Source organism: Mycobacterium sp. 1245805.9, assembly GCF_001672915.1.
Classification (GTDB): domain Bacteria; phylum Actinomycetota; class Actinomycetes; order Mycobacteriales; family Mycobacteriaceae; genus Mycobacterium.
Window position 1 is genome coordinate 1 of record NZ_LZKR01000201.1, and the last position, 19918, is coordinate 19918.

Annotated in this window: 21 protein-coding genes and 1 tRNA gene; 15 read left to right on the forward strand and 7 right to left on the reverse strand. The window is 68.6% G+C overall.

Going from position 1 to position 19918, the window contains the following annotated elements; all coding sequences use genetic code 11:
- Window positions 1-220: hypothetical protein (locus A9X00_RS25585; protein WP_156772295.1), on the forward strand; the 220-nt coding region annotated here is incomplete at its 5' end.
- A gap of 80 nt (window positions 221-300) precedes the next feature.
- Here the strand turns inward: A9X00_RS25585 and A9X00_RS25590 are convergent.
- Window positions 301-1317, reverse strand: a complete 1017-nt coding sequence (locus A9X00_RS25590; RefSeq protein WP_067159960.1) for a TIGR03617 family F420-dependent LLM class oxidoreductase — start codon at window positions 1315-1317, stop codon at window positions 301-303.
- A gap of 24 nt (window positions 1318-1341) precedes the next feature.
- The gene (locus tag A9X00_RS25595) at window positions 1342-2289 is read right to left on the reverse strand and encodes a GlxA family transcriptional regulator (RefSeq protein WP_067159992.1); all 948 of its coding nucleotides are present in this window, start codon (window positions 2287-2289) and stop codon (window positions 1342-1344) included.
- 106 nt (window positions 2290-2395) lie between these two features.
- Between A9X00_RS25595 and A9X00_RS25600 the strand changes: the two genes are divergently transcribed.
- The 8 genes from A9X00_RS25600 to A9X00_RS25635 all read left to right on the forward strand — a co-directional run bounded on the left by A9X00_RS25600 (window position 2396) and on the right by A9X00_RS25635 (window position 9098).
- Entirely contained in the window at window positions 2396-3046 is a 651-nt protein-coding gene (locus A9X00_RS25600; RefSeq protein WP_067159964.1) for an HD domain-containing protein, read from the forward strand.
- A gap of 88 nt (window positions 3047-3134) precedes the next feature.
- Window positions 3135-4505, forward strand: a complete 1371-nt coding sequence (locus A9X00_RS25605) for an NAD(P)/FAD-dependent oxidoreductase (RefSeq protein ID WP_067159966.1) — start codon at window positions 3135-3137, stop codon at window positions 4503-4505.
- A gap of 104 nt (window positions 4506-4609) precedes the next feature.
- Window positions 4610-5260, forward strand: coding sequence for an HD domain-containing protein (locus A9X00_RS25610; protein ID WP_067159996.1), 651 nt, complete (start codon window positions 4610-4612; stop codon window positions 5258-5260).
- A gap of 17 nt (window positions 5261-5277) precedes the next feature.
- The gene (locus A9X00_RS25615; RefSeq protein ID WP_067159970.1) at window positions 5278-5982 is read left to right on the forward strand and encodes a nitroreductase family protein; all 705 of its coding nucleotides are present in this window, start codon (window positions 5278-5280) and stop codon (window positions 5980-5982) included.
- A gap of 13 nt (window positions 5983-5995) precedes the next feature.
- A complete protein-coding gene (locus A9X00_RS25620) occupies window positions 5996-6499 on the forward strand; it encodes a Dps family protein (protein ID WP_082975511.1) in 504 nt (167 codons plus the stop codon).
- Between the two features lie 219 nt (window positions 6500-6718).
- Window positions 6719-7180, forward strand: a complete 462-nt coding sequence (locus A9X00_RS25625; RefSeq protein WP_232006933.1) for a cupin domain-containing protein — start codon at window positions 6719-6721, stop codon at window positions 7178-7180.
- Window positions 7181-7250: 70 nt separating this feature from the next.
- Window positions 7251-7787 (forward strand): cupin domain-containing protein, encoded by a 537-nt coding sequence (locus A9X00_RS25630; RefSeq protein ID WP_066935958.1) that lies wholly within the window; start codon window positions 7251-7253, stop codon window positions 7785-7787.
- A 357-nt stretch (window positions 7788-8144) separates the two neighbouring features.
- A complete protein-coding gene (locus tag A9X00_RS25635) occupies window positions 8145-9098 on the forward strand; it encodes an SDR family oxidoreductase (RefSeq protein WP_082975512.1) in 954 nt (317 codons plus the stop codon).
- A 3-nt stretch (window positions 9099-9101) separates the two neighbouring features.
- On the opposite strand, the gene A9X00_RS25640 is transcribed toward A9X00_RS25635, so the two are convergent.
- From A9X00_RS25640 to A9X00_RS25655, 4 genes are all read right to left on the reverse strand, one after another.
- Window positions 9102-9872, reverse strand: coding sequence for an IclR family transcriptional regulator (locus A9X00_RS25640; RefSeq protein WP_067159972.1), 771 nt, complete (start codon window positions 9870-9872; stop codon window positions 9102-9104).
- A 90-nt stretch (window positions 9873-9962) separates the two neighbouring features.
- Window positions 9963-11729 carry a glyoxylate carboligase gene (gcl, locus tag A9X00_RS25645; protein ID WP_067159975.1) on the reverse strand — a complete coding sequence of 589 codons (1767 nt, stop codon included), beginning with the start codon at window positions 11727-11729 and terminating at the stop codon, window positions 9963-9965.
- Window positions 11730-11733: 4 nt separating this feature from the next.
- Window positions 11734-12618 (reverse strand): 2-hydroxy-3-oxopropionate reductase, encoded by an 885-nt coding sequence (locus A9X00_RS25650; RefSeq protein WP_067159976.1) that lies wholly within the window; start codon window positions 12616-12618, stop codon window positions 11734-11736.
- A complete protein-coding gene (locus A9X00_RS25655) occupies window positions 12615-13475 on the reverse strand; it encodes a hydroxypyruvate isomerase family protein (protein WP_156772297.1) in 861 nt (286 codons plus the stop codon). Before A9X00_RS25655 ends, A9X00_RS25650 begins: the two co-directional genes overlap by 4 nt.
- A gap of 248 nt (window positions 13476-13723) precedes the next feature.
- On the opposite strand from A9X00_RS25655, the gene A9X00_RS25660 reads away from it, so the two are divergent.
- From A9X00_RS25660 to A9X00_RS25680, 5 genes are all read left to right on the forward strand, one after another.
- Entirely contained in the window at window positions 13724-15094 is a 1371-nt protein-coding gene (locus A9X00_RS25660) for an FAD-binding oxidoreductase (RefSeq protein WP_067159979.1), read from the forward strand.
- A complete protein-coding gene (locus A9X00_RS25665; protein ID WP_067159981.1) occupies window positions 15095-16783 on the forward strand; it encodes an L-lactate permease in 1689 nt (562 codons plus the stop codon).
- On the forward strand, window positions 16783-17928 hold the full coding sequence (locus A9X00_RS25670; protein WP_067159984.1) for a glycerate kinase: 1146 nt from the start codon (window positions 16783-16785) through the stop codon (window positions 17926-17928). Before A9X00_RS25665 ends, A9X00_RS25670 begins: the two co-directional genes overlap by 1 nt.
- Window positions 17921-18532 carry a DsbA family protein gene (locus A9X00_RS25675; RefSeq protein WP_067159987.1) on the forward strand — a complete coding sequence of 204 codons (612 nt, stop codon included), beginning with the start codon at window positions 17921-17923 and terminating at the stop codon, window positions 18530-18532. Before A9X00_RS25670 ends, A9X00_RS25675 begins: the two co-directional genes overlap by 8 nt.
- 65 nt (window positions 18533-18597) lie before the next feature.
- Window positions 18598-18671, forward strand: a tRNA-Met gene (locus A9X00_RS25680).
- 212 nt (window positions 18672-18883) lie between these two features.
- Here A9X00_RS25680 and A9X00_RS25685 read toward each other — a convergent pair.
- Window positions 18884-19105: a hypothetical protein gene (locus A9X00_RS25685; protein ID WP_067159990.1), complete on the reverse strand. Its 222-nt coding sequence runs from the start codon at window positions 19103-19105 to the stop codon at window positions 18884-18886.
- A gap of 151 nt (window positions 19106-19256) precedes the next feature.
- On the opposite strand from A9X00_RS25685, the gene A9X00_RS25690 reads away from it, so the two are divergent.
- Window positions 19257-19918 (forward strand): PE family protein (locus A9X00_RS25690; protein ID WP_156772298.1); only part of this gene is annotated, 662 nt, incomplete at its 3' end.

The window sequence follows — 19918 nt, forward strand, 5'->3', positions numbered from 1 at the left end:
GGTCCCGGCCGCGCCCCCGGGTCCGCCGCCGCCCACCGCGGTGCCGCCGTCGCCGGACGGTTCGACGACGCTGTCGGCGGCCAAGGCGGCCGCCCTGCAGGAGATCCAGGCCGCGATCGGCGCGGCGAAAGACGCCCAGAAGAAGGGCGATTTCGCCGCCTATGGCGCCGCGCTGCAGCGGCTGGACGACGCGATCAACAAGTACAACGCCACCAAGTAACTCGCCTCAATCGCCCGCGAGTGTGCGTGTCTGTACGGCGACACGCCGTAAACCGCGGCATTCTCCGCACGTTCGCGGCGCTAAGTGGTCTGCAGCCGACGGGCGACCTCGCCGTAGCGCTCGAAACGCTCCTGGGGCCCCTGCGCGTTGTAGAACACCAACCGCGTCGCGATCCCGCCGTACTTCTTCCGCAGCGCGTCGGCCAGGCCGTCCCACGTCGACTCGGTGGCGAAGGCGGCGATGTGCTCGTCGCTGATCTGGGCCGCCATCCCGGCGAAGTCCCCGGCCTTCTGCTTCTCGCGGATGCGCGCCGTCGTCCCCTCGAACCCGGCCTCGTCCCAGATGAACGCGTAGTTGGGGGTGCTGCCGTAAAAGGACATGCTGGCACGCACCGACTCTCGTTCGTTGTCGCGCTCCTCGTCGGTGTCGCCGACGATCGTCATCACCGGCACGATCACCGCGATGTCCGACGGCGAGCGCCCCGCCTTCGCCGCCCCGTCCGCGACGTTGGGCACCACGTGACGGGCGAGATAGCCCGGCTCCCCGAGCGGGTGGACGTGCACGCCGTCGGCCACTTCGCCGGCCATCCGCAGCATCCACGGATTCACCGCCGCCACATCGACTTTCGGGTCCGGAGCGTCGATCGGCCCGGCGCTCCACTGCGGGCTGATGAAGTCGAGATCGTAGAACTCGCCGTGGTGGTCGAGCTTGCCCGTCCGGAACGCGGCGAAGCACGACTTCACGGCGAGCACGTAGTCGCGCAGCCGCGGGCCGGGGCGCTCGAAGGCCATGCCGTAGCGCCGGACGACGTGCGTGCGCACCTGGGTGCCGAGGCCGAGCCGGAACTTCCCGCCGGTCGCCTCCTGAAGCTCCCACGCGGTGGCCGCGGTGATGAACGGGCTGCGCGGGAAGGCCACCGCGACCCCGGTCGACAGCTCCAGGCCGGGCGCGGCCTGCGAGGCGACGGCGGCGTTGAGGTAGGGCGTGCGGCCGGTCTCGGTCAGCAGCAGGCCGGAGAACCCCGCGGCGTGGGTGCGGCGGGCCAGGTCACCGACCCGGTCCAGCCGTTGCGGGACCGCCATCACATCAATGTGCATGGCGGAACAGTATGCCGCCGTCGCTCAGCCGCGGGACGCGGTCCGGAATCTGTCCCGGTAGGCCTTCGGCGAGACGCCGAGGTTGTCGACGAACACGCGCCGGAGGGTTTCGGCGCTGCCGAACCCGGCGACCCGGGCCGTGTCGGCGACGCTGCGGCCGGCGGCGAGCGCGGCGCGGGCGGCGTCGATGCGCACCATTTCGACGTAGCGGGCCGGCGTCGTGCCGAGTTCGGATTGGAACAGGCGAGTCAGCTGCCGCGTGCTCAGGGAGGCTTGCGCGGCAAGCGTTTTCACGCTGTGGTGGGCGGCCGGGTCGGCCGCGATCGCCTCGGTGACCTTGCGCAGCGGGGACTGTGGCGGGGGCTCGGCCTCGACCAGCGTCGAGAATTGCGATTGACCGCCCGCCCGCTTGAGATAGACGACCAGCCACCGCGCCACGTCGCGGACCAGCTCGGTGCCGTGATCCATTTCGACGAGCGCCAGCGCCAGGTCGATCCCCGACGACACCCCGGCCGAGGTGAAGACCTCGCCGTCGCGGACGAAAAGCGCGTCCGGCTCGACGGCGACGTCGGGAAAGGCCCGGGCGAACAACCGGGTGTCATGCCAATGCGTGGTGGCGCGCCGACCGTTGAGCAGGCCGGCCTGCGCCAGGATGAACGAGCCCGTGCAAATCGAGGCCAGGCGCCGGGTCCTGCTCGCGACTGATTTGATCGCCTCGACGAGCTCGGGGTCGATCGCCCGCCGCGGCAGGTCGTCGCTGCCGGCCACCATCACGGTGTCAGCCGACTCGATCGACGAAAGCGCGTCGGTGACACCCAAGCGCGTCCCGATCGAGGTCGTGACGTCCCGGCCGTCCACCGACGCGATCTTGAGCTGATAGTCGGCGCCGAACCGGTTGGCCTCGGCGAACACCTCACCCGCCCCCGCGACGTCCAGCATCGTCACGTCGTCGAAGACGACGATGACCACCACCCGCGGGCGCACACCGGCTTCCGTCACCGACTCATTGTCGCAATCTGGGGTAAAGACGGCTCAATTGCCATGGGTGGGCCGAGCCTCGCGCCCGCACACTGGTCGCATGTTTACTCAGTCGATGGAAACCATCGCCGACATCGTCGTCCCGGACACCCCGCTGGTGCGCGACATCACCGAGTACATTCGCGACGCCGAAGACGATCTGCTCTTCGACCATTCCCGCCGGGTCTTCCTGTTCGGCGCGCTGCAGGGCCGCCGCCGGGGGCTGCAACCGGACCTCGAACTGCTCTACGCCGGCGCGATGTTTCACGACCTCGGCCTGACCGAGCGCTACCGCACCTCCACCCTGCGCTTCGAGGTGGACAGCGCCAACGCGGCGCGCGATTTCCTGCTGCAGCACGGCGTCGACGAAGCGGACGCCCGCAAGGTGTGGCTGGGCATCGCCCTGCACACCACGCCCGGCATCCCCGAGTTCCTCGAACCCGAAATCGCCTTGGTCACAGCGGGTGTCGAAACCGACGTCCTGGGCATCGGCCGCGACGACCTGTCGCCCGACGCGCTCGCCGCCGTCACCGCCGCCCATCCCCGGCCGGACTTCAAGAACCGAATCCTGGCGGCCTTCAACGACGGCATGAAGCACCGCCCGCACAGCACGTTCGGCACGGTCAACGACGACGTGTTGGCGCATTTCGACCCGGCGTTCGTGCGCGACAACTTCGTCGACATCATCCTGGGCAACACCTGGCCCGAATAGGCGCCACTTCTATCTGATTCCGATGCGCCCGCCTACGCGGGTGCATCGCCACGTCACCGATCTCTCAACGTCGATCACAGGAGATAGCTTGTCGACAAACGCGTCCGAATCCAAAGGCAGCGCAATAGTTCTCGGGGCCAGCGTCGGCGGGCTGCTCGCCGCGCGGGTACTCGCCGACTTCTACGACACCGTGACCGTGGTCGAACGCGACGTCCTCCCGGACGGGCCGCAGACCCGTCGCGGAGTGCCCCAGGGCGCTCAACCTCACGCCCTGCCGACTCGGGCGGCAGGGATCATGGACCAGTTGTTCCCCGGCTTCCTCGACGAGCTCGTGGCCGGCGGCGCGCGCGTCTGGAGCGACGGCGACCTGTCCCGGCTCTACTTGACCTTCGCCGGTCATCCGCTGCTTCGTTCCGGCAAGATCCCCGACCCCGAGTCCATCGTTATCCACCACGCCCACCGGCCATTTCTCGAGTGGAATTTGCGTCGCCGCGTGCGTGGCATTCCCAACGTGACATTCCTGGATGCCCACGACGTCGTGCGGCTGACCTCGACCGCGCAGCGCGCGCGCGTGACCGGCGTGGTGCTGGCTCCGCGCGACTCCGGGGCCGAACGGACCCTCACGGCCGACCTTGTCGTGGACACCACCGGGCGTGGCTCGAGGACGCCGCTTTTTTTGGAGCAACTCGGCTATCGGCCTCCGCGCGAAGACAAATTGACGGTGCACGTCACGTACGCCAGCATGTGGGTCTATGTAGCGCCGGGCACGATGTGGGAGAACTTCATTATCAACGCGGCCGAGCCCGGCCGTCCCGTCGCATTCGCGATGTTCGGGGGTGAAGACGACACCTACGTGCTCGCCGTGCAAACGATGGCCGGGCGGCCGACGCCCACCGATCGCGTGGCTCTGCTCAACAGCCTGACCGACGTCGCGCCCCCGCATGCCCTGGCCGCCGCGCGGTCCGCCGAACCACTCACCGATGTCGCGCACTACAAGTTCCCCTCCAATCGGTGGCGACGCTACGACAAGCTGGAGCGCATGCCCGGCGGCCTGATCGTGCTGGGCGACGCCATGTGCAACTTCAATCCCCTTTACGGACAGGGAATGTCGGTGGCCGCCATCGAGGCGCTGATCCTGCGTGACTGTCTTGAGGAAGGCGAACAAGGCCTGCCGCGGCGGTTCTTCGGCCAGGCCGCCAAAGAGATTGGCGTGGCATGGCGGGCCGCCGTGGCTTCTGACCTGGCGCTGCCGCAAATAGCCGGGAATCGAACCGTGTCCGTGCGGCTGCGCAACGCCTTCTTGGACCGCGTGCTGTCCGCCGCGGAGACCGAGCCGGTGATCGTCCAGAAATTCCTGCGGATGATGAACATGGTCAGCAAACCCGCCGAGTTGTTCCATCCGTCGACGATGGCGCAGATGATCGCCAAACCGCGAAAGCGCCTCTACGCAGCGGGATAAGGGCACCCCGACGTCGGATTCTGTGGGAAAGACGGCGCGAACGGCACCGGTGAATCGCCGCGCGGCGCCGGAGGATGGAGCTAGCCCACGAAGGAGCAGCGACCATGGCAATCCAGTCCATCGAGACCATCGCCGGCATCGTCATCCCCGACACCGCACTCGTCCGGGACGCCACCGACTTCGTCCGCGCCGCCGAAGACGACGTGCTCTTCCACCATTCCCGGCGGGTGTTCCTGTTCGGCGCGCTGCACGGGCTCCGGCTCGGCTTGGCACCGGACCCGGAGCTGCTGTACGTGGCTGCGATGTTCCACGACCTGGGCCTCACCGCGCGCTACGGGGCGTCGACGCAGCGCTTCGAGATGGACGGCGCCGACGCGGCCCGCGACTTCCTGCTCGAGCGTGGCGTCGCACGGTCCGACGCCGACAAGGTGTGGCTCGGCATCGCACTGCACTCGACGCCCGAGGTTCCCGCGCGCCTCGACCCCGAAACCGCCTTGCTGGCAGCCGGTGTCAAGACCGACGTGGTCGGCGTCGGGCTGGAGACCCTGGACCCGGACGCGGTCGACGCGGTGACCGCCGCCCATCCCCGCCCGGACTTCAAGAACCGCATCCTGGCGGCCTTCAACGACGGCATGAAGCACCGCCCCGACACGACCTTCGGGACCATGAACGCCGACGTGCTGGCGCACTTCGACCCCACGTTCAAGCCGGGAAACATGGTCGACTTCGTTCTCAACAGCAATTGGCCCGAGTAACGGAAGGGAGCAGGACAATGGAGATTCACGAGGCGCTGTACACGACCAGGATGATGCGGCGGTTGCGGCCGGACCCGGTTCCGCTGGACGTGCAGGCCCGCATCCTCGATGCGGCCGTCCGGGCGCCCAACGGCGGCAACACCCAACGCTGGCACTTTGTCGCCGTCGACGACCCGAAACTCATCCACGAGTTCGGCGAACTGTTCCGGCAGGCCCGCGCCCTCGAGTACGAGAAGTTCAGCACGGGGCAGGGACCGATGGTCGTTCCGGGGCCCGGCGCCGACCTCACCGCCCACGCCGAGACGATGCGCAGGATCAAGGGTTCCGGCAACTACCTGGCTGACCACTTCGACGAGGTTCCCCTGCTGCTCTTCGTCTTCTCGATCGACGATCTCGGCGGCGCCAACATCTACCCCGCGATCTGGAGCGCCCTGCTCGCCGCCCGGGCCGAGGGCGTCGGCGGCGTCATGACGATGGTGCTCAACAACTTCCGGGACAAGGTCAACGAGATGCTCGGCGTGCCGGTCGAGGAAGGCTGGAAGATGTCGGCCATGCTGACGCTCGGCTACCCGCTAGGCAAGTGGGGCGTGGCCGCCAATCGACGTCCCGTGCACGAGGTTTCGTCCCGCAACCACTGGGACGCCCCGTTCGGCGTCGAGGTGCCCGAGCCGCTGTGGCCGCCGCAAGACGAGACGACGACCCGCCTGGCCGCGGTCGGATGAGAAAGGGATCGACATGACAACATCACTGTCCACGAACCGGCGTGACGCCGACGAGGTCCGGCTGTTCCACGCGCCGGCCAGCTTGTTGGACGACCTCCAGCGGGTGCTCGTCGACTTGATCGAGTTGCACCTGCAGGCCAAGCAGGCGCACTGGAATGTCGTGGGCACCAACTTCCGCGACCTCCATCTCCAGCTGGACGGCATCGTCGATGCCGCGCGCGAAGCCAGCGACACGATCGCCGAACGAATGCGCGCTCTGGACGCCGTACCCGACGGCCGCTCGGACACGGTCGTTTCCACAACGACGGTGCCCGCCATCCCGCCGGGCCTGCTCGGCGTCACCGACACGGTCAACATGATCACCAACCGGATCTATGCCGCCGTGAGCACGATCCGCGCCGTGCACGACGACGTCGACGCCGCGGACCCCTCGACCGCCGACCTGTTGCACGGGATCATTGACGCCCTGGAAAAAGAGGCGTGGCTGCTGAAGTCGGAAATCGCAACGGTGCAGTAAGCGGAAGGTCGGCAGTCAGGCGAATCCGATCCCGGTGACGGTCGTGCAGCCGGGCGAGGTAGACACAGCCGACGCAACGGTGGAGAGGTGGCCATCGTCGACGTGCCCGAGCCGCTCTGGCCACCTCAAGACGAGACAACGACCGGCCTGGCCGCCGTCCGATGAACCCCCGGGCCTGAATAGCGTGAGGACAACGTGACACCACCCAACAGTGCGGAAGTGTTGGAAGTCTTCGGACCCGTCGTGGAATTCATGACTCCGCCGGACGAAGATCAGTTCTGCGTCATGCGCGCGGTCATCCCGCCCGGGGTGGTGGTCCCGCTGCACCGGCACGACGACTTCGAGGACTTCTACATCCTGGCAGGCAGCCACCAGGTGCTTGTCGAAAGCGGCGGCGGCATGGAATGGTGCGATGCCCGCGCCGGAGATTATGTCCGGGTGCCGGGCGATGTTCCTCACGCGCACCGCAACGTCTCACCAGAACCCGCCATCGACCTGATCATCACGACAGCGCGCATGGGCAGGTTTTTTCGCGAGGTAGGGCGGCCGGTGGGCTCGCCGCCGCCGACCGCCCGAGAGGTGGCGCGCTTCGTCGAGGTCGCGGGGCGGTACGGCTACCGGCTCGCGACGCCGGACGAAAACGCCGCGGTCGGCATCACCGTGCCGGCGTTCTCCGGGTGACGGCCCGCGAAAAAAGCGGTGTGGCTAGGCAAGTCGAAAACCGGTATAACAGGTCCGGGAGGTGGGTCACATGGCCGGTGCGGGTGAAACCGGGGTCACGGTCGTCCAGCCCGGGGAGGGCGATTACGTGGCCCTGCCCGGTTTCGGCGCGGTGTTCAAGCTTTCCTGCAAGACCAACGGGGGCGAAGTGTCCATCGTCGAGCACCCGTTCGAAGTCGGCGTGCTCACCGCCGCCCACCGGCACACCCGCGAGGACGAGCACTCGATCGTGCTGGCGGGCGAGATCGGCTTCCGCTCCGACGACAGTGAGGTGGTGCTAGGGCCCGGCGGCTACATCACCAAGCCGCGCGGGCAGATGCACGCCATGTGGAACGCCGGCAGCGAGCCCGGCCGCATTATCGAGATCATCACCCCCGGCGGCTTCGAGAACTACTTCCGCGAGCTCGGCGAGCTGCTCGTCGAACACGCGAACGACCCCGTCGGCAAGGTCCTACACGAGCTGCCCGAATTCGCTGAATTGGCAAACAAATACGGGCTGACGTACGGCAACCCGGAGTGGATGGACGACATCAGGCGGCGCTACGGGCTGAACCCGCCGTCGCACTGAGGCCTACCCGGCGGCCTCCGGTCTGATCACACCGGTCCGTCCGCGTCACGCTGAAGTCCGCACTTCCGCGAGCAGGTCGGTTCGCCATTTGCGCCGGACGCTTCTGGCAGTGCCAAGTTCGCACGCCAATTCGTGTAACGCGGATCCGACTTCGGGTTGTCGGGCGACGGCCGGCGCGGGATTCCTATAGCACCTGCACCCAAAGGGATTTCGGTCCTCCGGCCATCAGACGACGATGCTGCCCACAAAGGCGGATCATGTCAGCTTTTGTGGGATGGACGGCACGAAGCCGCATGTTCGGACAGCCCTGCGAGACACAGACTGTACGCAGCCGATCGCGCCGCCGAGGACCAGCCGATGTTCATCGGCTGCGTGGCGCCTGCGCGATTGATCAAGCCAGTCTCGGATGGGAAAGGTCCAGTATTGGTGCCCACACAGCGAATTCGGTCGCGCGACAATCGTCGCTCTCAACGGTTTCGTAGCCGATATGGCCCGTGGGCGCTCGTCACGGGGGCAAGCGACGGGATCGGTAAAGCGGTGGCCGCCGAGATTGCCGCCCAGGGCGTGAACGTCGTCCTGTGCGCGCGGCGCCTCGATCGGCTCGAGACGATCGCTGCCGACCTCGCAACGGCACACGGGGTACAGATCCGAGTCGTCACCGCCGACCTTGTACAACCAGGCGGAGTCGACCAACTCGTGCAAGAGACACGCCATCTCGATATCGGCCTCGTCATCCTTTCGGCAGGCTTTGCGACTAGTGGGCCATTCGCTGATGCGGCGGTGACGCCCGAGCTGGAAATGGTCTGTCTCAACGTGACCGTGGTGACTCGCCTCGCCCATACTTTTGCGCAGCGGATGGTGAACAATGGCCATGGCGGCATCGTGCTGGTGGGATCGATCCTTGGCCGGCAGGGCGTCCCGTGGGTCAGCTGCTATGCCGCAACCAAGGCGTACGTGCGTGTCCTCGCCGAAGGCTTGCATCAAGAGCTGAAGACCCGGGGAATCCACGTGTTGGCGGTGGAGGCCGGACCGGTACACACCGGCTTCGAGGCCCGGGCGGGCCTGAAGTACGGTTCGGCCGCCAGGCCAGAGGTGGTCGCCAAAGCCGTTATCGCCGCATTGGGCAAGCGCGCCAGCGTTATTCCGGGTGTCCGTGCGCGGCTGCTCGCAACCTCGATGGCACTGCTGCCGCGACGACTGCGCGTACGTTTCCTCGGCGAGGTGATGCACCGCATGCGCGCGGCAGCGACCTCCGTGCCCCCCGCAGGTTCCCCGTCCGATACACCCCGCCGGTGTCCAAGCGAGCTCTGAGGCCTACCCGGCCGCCTCCTTGTCGAACTCCGAGGCGATGTCGCGGGCGACGCGCTTGAGCAGGGGAGTGACCTCGGTGGCGGATTTCAGCGTGACGCGCGCCGCGGGGCCCGAGATCGAGATCGCGGTCAACGACGGCGCGTCGGGCACCGGCACGGCGAAACACCGCACACCCACCTCCTGCTCGCCCTCGTCGACGGCGTAGCCGCGCGACCGGCACAACTCGATGTCGCGGAGCAGCTCCTTGGGGGTGGTGTGGGAGTTCTCGGTCGCGGCGGGCATCCCGGTCCGCGCCACCAGGGCGCGCACCGCGTCGTTGGGCAGCTGCATCAGCAGCGCCTTGCCGACACCGGTGCAATGCGGGTAGACGCGGCGGCCCACCTCGGTGAACATCCGCATCGAGTGCGGCGAGGGCACTTGAGCGACGTAGACGGCCATGTCGTTGTCCATCAGCGCCATGTTCGCCGTCTCACCGGTGCGCTCCACCAGCTCGAGCAGATGCGGCCGAGACCAGGTGCCGACGAGCTGTGCCGCGCTCTCGCCGAGCCGGATCAGCTTGGGCCCCAGCGAATAATGCCGGTTGGGCAGTTGCCGCAGGTAACCCATGCCCACTAGGGTGCGCGCGAGCCGATGGATCGTCGGCGCCGGCAGGTCCGAACGCGCCGCGAGGTCGCCGAGCGCGGCCGACCCGCCCATCGTCGCCAGGATCTCCAGCAGCTCGAACGCCCGCTCCACCGACTGAACGCCGCCCGTACGTGCAGCTTCGCGAGCCATCACCGCTTCCGATCCAGCCCCGAGGGCCCGTCATCCTGCCTGCGCTTTTTCGTATCACGGAATTGGCGCCGACAGCAAGCACCGCCGCGGTCAGTCGGCGGGCAGCGTCGCGAGCTCGTTGTATTCGGTGACGTTGTCGATCTCGGTGCCCATCGCGATGTTGGTGACCCGTTCCAGGAAGACCTCGACGACGACGGGGACCTTGTGTTCGCGCGCGAGTTGTTGCGCCCGGGCCAGCGCCGGGGCGATGCCGGACGGCTCGGTGACCTGAATCGCCTTGCAGCCCAGACCTTCCACGACGCTGCGATGGTCCACGCCGTACCCCTTGGGCAGGTCGGTGTCGCCGTCTTCCTGGGCATTGATGTTGTCGAAGGCCAGCGAGACGCAGTAGTCCATGTCGAAGTTCAGCTGGGCCTGCCGGATGAGCCCGAGGTAGGAGTTGTTCACCACCACGTGGACGTACGGCAGGTTGAATTGCGCGCCGACGGCCAGTTCCTCGATGAGGAATTGGAAGTCGTAGTCGCCCGACAACCCGACGACCGTGGCGGTCGGGTCCGCGGCGACCACGCCCAGCGCGGCGGGCACGGTCCAGCCGAGCGGGCCGGCCTGGCCGCAGTTGATCCAGTGCCGGGGCCTGAACACGTTGAGGAATTGGCCGCCGGCGATCTGCGAGAGCCCGATCGCCGTGACGTAGCGGACGTCGCGGCCGAAGGCCCGGTTCATCTCCTCGTAGACGCGTTGCGGCTTGATCGGAACGTCGTCGAAGTGGGTCTTGCGGTGCAGGGTCTGCTTGCGATGCTGGCAGCCGGAAACCCATCCGCTCCAGTCCGGCATGGTGCCCGCGGCGGCCCGCACCGTCGCGAGCGCCACCAGCAGTTGCAGCGCCGCCTTGGCGTCGGAGACGATGCCGAGGTCAGGGGGAAACACACGGCCGATCTGGGTGGGCTCGATGTCGATGTGCACGAAGCGGCGGCCGCGCCGGTAGGTGTCGAGCCCGCCGGTGTGGCGGTTGGCCCAGCGGTTTCCGATCCCGAGCACGAAATCGGACTCGAGCATGGTGGCGTTGCCGTAGCGATGCGCGGTCTGCAGCCCGACCATGCCGGCGGCCAGCGGATGGTCGTCGGGGATCGCGCCCCAGCCCATCAGCGTGGGCACCACGGGAACGTTGAGCACCTCGGCGAGCTCGACGAGCAGGTCGCAGGCGTCGGCGTTGATGACGCCCCCGCCGGCGACGATGAGCGGGCGCCGCGCCGTCTGCAGCATGTCGAGCGCCTTGTTGATCTGCGCGGGGCCGGCGCAGGGCTTGTAGACGGGCAGCGGGGCGTAAGTCGTTGGGTCGAAGTCGATCTCGGCGAGCTGCACGTCGATGGGCAGGTCGATCAGCACCGGCCCGGGCCGCCCCGATCGCATCAGGTGAAACGCCTGGGCGAACGCGCCGGGCACCTGCCCGGGCTCCAGCACCGTCATCGCCATCTTGGTCACCGGCGCCGCGATCGCCGCGATGTCGACGGCCTGGAAGTCCTCCTTGTGCAGCCGGTTCACCGGCGCCTGCCCGGTGATCGCCAGGATCGGGATGGAATCCGCGCTGGCCGAATACAACCCGGTGATCATGTCGGTGCCCGCCGGGCCGGAGGTGCCGACGCAGACGCCGATGTTGCCGGGCGCGGCGCGGGTGTACCCCTCGGCCATGTGGCTGGCGGCCTCGACGTGCCGGGCCAGCACGTGCCTGATCCCGCCGTGGGCGCGCATCGCCGAATAGAAGGGGTTGATCGCCGCGCCGGGCAGGCCGAAAGCCTGTGTGGCGCCCTCGATCTCGAGAATCCTGACGGCCGCGTCGACCGTGCGCATCCGTGGCATGGCGCTAGCTTTCCCCGCGACCCGACAACCGCTCGACGCCCAGCAGCAGGCCGCAATGATCCAGGCCCCCGTCGCCGTTGGCGAGCGCGGACGCAATTAGCTGCGCGACCACCGCCCCCAGCGGGATGACGACGTCGGCCTCGCGGGCCGCGCTGGTAACGATGCCCATGTCCTTGTGGTGCAACTCGATCCGGAAGCCCGGCTCGAAGTCGCGGGCCAACATCTTCGGCGCCTTCTGATCCAGCACCGCCGAGCCGGCCAGCCCGCCGCCCAGCACCGTGACCGCCGCGTCGAGGTCGACCCCGTAGGCCCGCAGAAACGTGATCGCCTCGGCGAGGAGTTCGATGTTGCCCGCGACGATCAGTTGATTGGCGGCCTTGACGGTCTGCCCCGCCCCGTTGGGGCCCACGTGCACGATCGTCTTGCCGACGACCTCGAGGATCGGCTTGGCGTCGGCGAAGTCGCGCGCGGTGGCCCCGACCATGATCGACAGCGACGCGTTCTTGGCGCCGGCCTCACCGCCGGACACCGGGGCGTCGATCAGGCGCAGGCCCCGCCGCCTCGCCTCCTGCGCCAGCTCCTTGGTGACGTCGGGGCGGATCGAGGAGAAGTCGATCACCAGGGTTTCGGGCTGCGCGTGCGCGAAAACGCCGCCCTCCGAGGACAACACGTCCTGCACGTCGGGGGAGTCCGGGACCATGACGGCCACCACGTCGGCGTCCTTGACCGCCTGCCCGATCGACTCGGCCGCGACCCCGCCGGCCTCGACCAGTGCGGCGGTGCGCCCCGGCGAACGGTTGTAGCCGATGACTGTGTGGCCGGCCCGGGCCAGGTGGCATGCCATCGGGCCGCCCATGATGCCCAACCCGATGAAAGCGATGGTGCTCATTGGTTCCTCGTTCCCGCATGTGCCGCAAGGGATTCGATGTTGAGGCCGCCGCGGCCCCGCTCGGCCGGTGGCAGCCAGTCGAACGTGTTGGGCCGGCTGGGCTTGTACTCCAGGCCGATATACCCGTCGTAGCCGCGGTCGAGCAGTATGCCGACATATTTGTCGAGCGCGATCTCGCCGGTCCCCGGCTCGCCGCGACCGGGCGCGTCCGCGATCTGGACGTGGCCGACCCGGCCGGCGTGCGCATGCAGCGCGGCGGCCACATCGTCGCCGTTGACGTACAGGTGGTAGAGATCGGCCAGCACGCACAGGTTTTCGTACCCCGACCGGCTGCGCACCCGCTCGACGACCCGGACCGCGTCCGCGACAGTCCTGACGGGGTAGCGGGGCGCGCCGCTGACCGGCTCGATCAGCACCGTCGCGCCGATGCGTTGGGCGGCCTGCGCCGCGTACGCGAGATTCTCGGCAGCCACGTCGTCTTGGGCCGCCGGGGAAAGGCCCTCGACGCGGTTTCCGTAGAGCGCGTTGAAGGCTCGGGTGCCCAGGGTCTTGGCGATGTCGACGGCGACGTCCACGCTGTCCCGGAACGCGGTGACCGACGCGGGGTGAGACAAGATGCCCCGGTCGCCGGCGGGCATATCACCGGCCGCGAAGTTCAACCCGCTCAGTTGAACCCCCGCGTCACGGATGGCGCGGACGAACGGTTCCACGTCGCCGTCCGGGGGCGCCGCCTCGGCGAACGGCCACCAGAATTCCACCGCCTCGAAGCCCGCGCGTCGGGCCGCGTCCGGCCGCTTGAGCATGGGCAGATCGGTGAACAGGATCGAACAGTTCACCGTGTAGGTCGCTGGCGACACGGCACTCCCCTCCGATAGTTGTTCCGCAATACGAAATAGCAAAATCAGATAACGGAATCAGTGAAGGCCTCCCGCGTGCCTGTTGTCAACCGTCGCGGAGGGGAATTCTGCGTGACGGCCGGTCAGCCGCCGTGCAGTTGGCGGCAGGATCTACTGACAACCCCGGTTTCCTTTGACAGTCAAACGTGAGCCATGCCACGGTGGCCAAAGCGAAATAACAATTCCGACATACGAAATGGAACTCGCCAATGACGGCACTGGACGAACGCGGCGGCGACCTGCTGACCAGCATCCCGAACGTGGCGGTGCTCACCGACCGGGACGTGATCGAGAGCTATCGACAAGACCGGGCCAAAGATCCGGACGCCGGGCACCCGTTGGCGGTGGTGCGGGCCAAGAGCACCGAGGACGTGGTGGCGGTGATGCGCTGGGCCACCGCGGCGGGCGTTCCGGTGGTGCCACGCGGCGCCGGTTCCGGTTTGTCGGGCGGCGCCACGGCGGTCGACGGCGGAATCGTGCTGACCACCGAGCTGATGCGCCACGTCGAGGTCGACCCGGTGACGCGCACGGCGGTGGTGCAGCCCGGGCTGACCAACGCCGAGGTCAAACGGGCGGTCGCCGAGCACGGGTTGTGGTACCCCCCGGACCCGTCGTCCTTCGAATTCTGTTCCATCGGCGGCAACGCCGCGACCAACGCCGGCGGGCTGTGCTGCGTGAAGTACGGCGTCACAACCGATTACATTCTCGGGCTCGAGGTGGTCCTCGCCGACGGGACGGTGGTGCGGCTCGGCGGCCCGCGCCTCAAGGACTCGGCCGGCCTGTCGTTGACCAAGCTGTTCGTGGGAAGCGAGGGCACGCTCGGCGTCATCACCGAGCTGACGCTGCGGCTGCTGCCGCCACAGCCGCCGGCCAGCACCGTGGTGGCCTCGTTCTCCTCGGTGCGCGACGCCACGGAGGCGGTCTGCAACATCACCCGCGTCATGCGGCCCGCGATGCTCGAATTCATGGACCACACCTCGATAGCCGCGGTCGAAAGCCACCTCAGGATGGGCCTGGATCTCGGCGCCCGCGCGATGCTCGTCGCCCAGTCCGACTCGCCCGGTGATCGCGAGAACGAAATGTCCTTCATCGCACAGGTTTTCGCGCACGCCAACGCGACGGACGTGTTCGCCACCGACAACCCGAAAGAGGGCGAGGCGTTCACCGCCGCGCGGCGGTTCGCGATCCCGGCCGTCGAGCGCCTCGGCGACCTGCTGCTCGAGGACGTCGGCGTGCCACTGCCGGCGCTACCCGCGCTGGTCGAAGGCATCGAGGCCATCGCCAAGGAGCGCGACATCATCTGCGCGGTCATCGCGCACGCCGGCGACGGCAACACCCACCCGCTGATCGTGCACGACGCGAGCGACCCCGACCAGTCGCGGCGCGCGCACCTGGCGTTCGGCGAAATCATGCACCTCGCACTCGAACTCGGCGGCACTATCACCGGCGAGCACGGGGTGGGCCGGCTCAAGAAGGCCTGGCTGCCGGATCAGGTGGGCCCCGACGTGATGGAGCTGACCCGCCGCATCAAGGGCGCCCTCGATCCGCAGAACATCCTCAACCCCGGGGCGGTGCTCTAGATGTTTCAGCCCGACTACACCCCCGTCGCGCACTCCCTCGGCTGGAGCGCCGCCGTCGCCGCGCTGCCGTTGGTCATCATGTTCGTCCTGCTCGGCGGCCTTCGGATGCGCGCGCCCATCGCCGCTGCCGTCGGCGTCGGCACGGCGGCCCTGATCGCGTGGGGCGTCTATCACATGCCGGTCGCACAGGTCGCCGACTCGGCCGTCCTCGGGTTCGCCTACGGCATGTTTCCCATTATGTGGTTGGTGCTCAACGCGATCTGGATCTACAACCTCACCGTCCAGACCGGCCACCGCGACGTGCTGTGCAGGTCCATGGCGTCGATCTCCCCGGACCAGCGGATCCAGGCCGTCATCGTCGCGTTCTGCTTCGGCGCGCTCATCGAGGGCCTGGCCGGCTTCGGCACCCCGGTGGCCATCACGTCGCTGATGCTGGTCGCGCTGCGCTTCTCGCCGCTGAAGGCCGCCTCGGTGGCGCTGGTGGCCAACACCGCGCCGGTAGCGTTCGCCTCCTTGGGAATTCCGATCGTCGCGCTGTCCGGGGTCACCGGGCTGCCGTTGGACACGCTCGGCGCCATGGTCGGTCGGCAAACGCCGATCCTGGCCTGCATCGTGCCCTTCATCCTGATCTTCATGGTCGACGGTCGCAACGGCCTCAAACACGCCTGGCCGGCGGCCGCGATGGGCGGCGGCGTCTACGCGGTCGTCCAATTCCTGTGCTCCAACTACTTTTCCGTCGAGCTCACCGACATCGCCGGATCGATCATCAGCGCCGGCTCCATCGTGCTGCTGCTCCGGGTGTGGCGCCCGAAGGCCCCACTGACCGGCGCGCCGGAGGAGGTGTCGGTGACACGCGAAACGGAAAGCGCCACAGCGGCATCGGGCCGCCTGGATGGGGCAGTGCTGACCGCGCCTGCGGCCAGCGGGGTGCGCGACGAGGTGGTCGACTCCCGCAAGGACGTCCTGCTGGCCTACGCGCCGTACGTGATGGTCACCGCGATCTTCTCGCTGTCGATGTGGAAGCCGTTTACCGCCCTGCTGAAGCACGGTGGCACCAGCATCGCCTGGCCCGGCCTGCACGTCGCCAACGCGGCGCACAAGGCCTCCCCGCTGACCACCTACAAGCTTGACTTCCTTTCCGCCGCGGGCACATTGCTTCTCGTCAGCGGACTGCTCACCATGCTCGTGCTGCGCACGTCGGTGGGCCAGGCGTTGCGGGCGTACGCACAGGCGGCGATCCAATTGCGCAGCGCCGCAATCACCGTCGGGCTGGTGCTGGCGCTCGCGTACCTGTTGAACCTGTCCGGCGAAACCACCACGCTGGGCCTGTGGATCGCCGGCGCCGGCGGGCTGCTCGGGATCGTCGCCCCGATCATCGGCTGGCTCGGGGTCACCGTCACCGGTTCGGACACCTCCTCTAACTCGCTCTTCGGGGTGCTGCAGGTCAGCGCCGCGCACGCGGCCGGGCTGAGCCCCACCCTGCTGGCGGCGGCCAACTCGTCGGGCGGCGTGATCGGCAAGATGCTCTCGCCGCAGAGCCTGGTCATCGCGACCGCCGCGGTGCAGATGAAGGGCAAAGAGGGGGACTTGTTCCGCAAGGTGTTCAAGTGGAGCCTGCTGTTGCTGGCCCTGATGTGTGTCCTGGTGTATCTGCAGAGCACCCCGTGGCTCGGCTGGATGGTCGTTTGATGGGCGGCCACATCGTCCTGGCGCCCGACAAGTTCAAGGGATCGTTGCGCGCGGATCAAGCCGCGCGGGCGATGGCGCAGGGCGTGTGGCGAGCGGACCCGAGGGCGACCACCATCACCTGCCCCGTCGCCGACGGCGGCGAGGGCACCCTCGATGCCGTGCTGGCCGCCGGATACCAGCGCATGCACGCCTACGTCACGGGACCAACCGGCGCCGGGGTGCACACCGCCTACGCCCGGACCGGCACGCGGGCGGTCATCGAGATGGCCGACGTCTGCGGCCTGCAGCGGCTGCCGTCGGGGTCGCCCGCGCCGATGACGGCCACCACCTACGGGCTGGGCAGCGTGATCGCCCTCGCGCTGGACGAAGGCTGCCGCGACATCGTCGTCACCGTCGGCGGCAGCGCGAGCACCGACGGCGGCGCCGGCATGCTGGTCGCGCTCGGCGCCGAAATCCTTGACCACCAGGGCAATCCGATCCCGCCCGGGGGCCGCGGGCTGGCGCAGGCCGATCGGCTCGACCTGAGCGGGTTGCATTCGGCCATCGGCGAGAGCACCTTCACGCTGGCCGCCGATGTGGACAGCCCGCTGTGCGGACCGCACGGCGCGGCGATCGTGTACGGACCCCAGAAGGGCGCCCACGGCGACCAGGTGGCCGCACTCGAGCGCGGTCTTTCCCGCTGGGCCGACCTCGTCGACCGCGCAACCGGCACCGACTGCCGGAATCGGCCCGGGGCCGGCGCCGCGGGGGGCGTCGGGTTCGCGGCGCTGTCGGTGCTGGGCGCACGCATGCGGCCCGGCATCGACATGATCCTCGAACTCATCGAGCTGGACCGAAACCTGTTGGGCGCCAGGGTGGTAGTGACGGGGGAGGGATCCCTGGACGTCCAGTCGCTGCGCGGCAAGGCGCCCGTCGGGGTGTCCCGATGCGCCCACCGGCACGGCGTTCCGACGTTCGCCGTCGCGGGGGTTTCGACCCTGACCAGTGCCCAGGCCCGCGCGGCCGGCTTCGCCGCCGTCCGCACCCTTAACGAATTCGAGCCGGATCTGCGGCGCTGCGCCACGCACGCCGCCACCTTGCTCAGCCTGGCCACCGAAGCGCTTATCCGGGAATCCACGCCGCGCCAGGGAGGAAACCATGACTGAGCCCTACTACGACGAACGCACGGTGCTGCACTGGTACGACTTCGCGTGCCCGTTCTCCTACGTCGGGCAGCACCGGACCGCCATCCTCGCCGAGGCCGGATTCGACGTCGTCCTGCTGCCGTTCCAGGCGCACCCGGGCATGCCGCCCGGCGGCCTGCCGATGCGGCACGGCCACGGGGCGAGGTACGCGACCATCGAGCGGCAGGCCCGGGCGGTGCGGATGCCCTTGCGCTGGCCCTCGCGGATACCGCACAGCCGCCGGGCGTTGGCGGCCGCCGAGTGGGCGCGGCTCAACCAGCCCGGCGCCTTCGCCGAACTGCACCGCCGGCTGTTCGAAGCGCACTTCGTTTTGGGGGAGGACATCGACGACCAGGCGGTCATCGACCGGCACGCCTTCGCCGCCGGCGTCCACGTCGGCCGCCTGCACTCCGCCCTGGCCGACGGCAGCGCGGTGGCCGCCGTCGGGCAGGCCGAGTGGGTCGCGCGGCACCGCGGCGTAGACGGGACGCCGGCCTGGCAGGTGGACGGGCGTCTGATGATCGGCCTGCAGCCGGTGCGCGACTTTGTGCACTGCGGCAACCTGCCCGCCCGCGTGCACCGCTGAGAATGGCCTGGTCAACCCGCGATTTGGCCGCCGCGACGCGCGTTCGGTAACCTGTCATTTACCGACGCGGGGTGGAGCAGCTCGGTAGCTCGCTGGGCTCATAACCCAGAGGTCGCAGGTTCGAATCCTGTCCCCGCTACTAGCGGAAGTGGCTCCCGGAGACTTCTCCGGGGGCCATTTTCTATCCCGATGGGAACACTTTCGGGAACATTCGCAAAGCTAACGAGTTTTCGGGAACGGATTGGGACCGCTTCGGCGCACCGACGCCAGGGGGTGGGCACGCCTTCGGTGCGGGAACCGCGAGTCAATAGCCATTGAATTGCTCCGGCACCTGCGCGACGGCGTCGCGGGCTACGGCTGATCTGCTTCGCGTGAATGGCGGCCTTCGGAGAAGTGCAGCTGTGAGCCGCCGGTGGTCTCGCCGCGCCGCCCGTCGGCGTAGAGCACTCCGAGCCGCAACACGTCACCGGATGCTTCCGGGCCGCGATGCCTCATGCGGTCGAACGGGTCGCTCGAGCCGCGCGCGATCGCGGGCGCGTTCGGATTGTGCGCACGAAAACCCTTGAAGCACAACGCTTAAGTTTGCGTTCCGGGCCATCTGTCCGCATTGATGAAAACTCCGTTTGTGCTGCCGTGATTGCGCTACGCTATTCAGCGTTTCGACAAGGCTCGACGACCGTGCCAGGCGACCGCCGGGTCGTGAAGTGCCGGTCGGAGGTATGGAATGTCGTATGTGATCGCGGCGCCCGACGTAATAGCGGCAGCCACAACAGATTTGGCGAACATCGGTTCGACAATTAGAGCGGCCACCGCGGCCGCGGCGCCGCCTACGACAGGCGTGGCCGCGGCGGCGGCCGACGAGGTATCGGCGGCTGTCGCTGAACTGTTCGGCTCACACGCGCAGGCCTATCAGGCACTCAGCGCTCAGGCGATGGCTTTTCACGGCCAGTTCCTAGCGCTACTAAAAGCCGGCGCCGGGCAGTACGCAGTTGCCGAGGCCAGCATCAGTCAGGATCTGCTCAACACCGTCAACGCGCCCACCCAAGCGCTCGTGGGACGACCCCTGGTCGGCAACGGCGCCGACGGGGTTGCCGGCGGCACGTTGGCACAAGCCAACGGCGGGGCTGGCGGGATTCTGTTCGGTAATGGCGGGGCCGGCGCGACCGACGCGGCCGGTCGGGGCGGGGCCGGCGGGGCTGGCGGGCTGATCGGGAGTGGTGGCGCCGGCGGTGCGGGCACTGGCGGCGGTGCCGGCGGTCGCGGCGGTGCCGCCGGTTTGCTTTACGGCAACGGTGGCATGGGTGGGGCTGGTGGCGCCGCCACCGGCGGCGGGGCTGGCGGGTCCGGCGGGGGGGGGGGGCGGGGGGGCGGGGGGCGGTCGCGTTT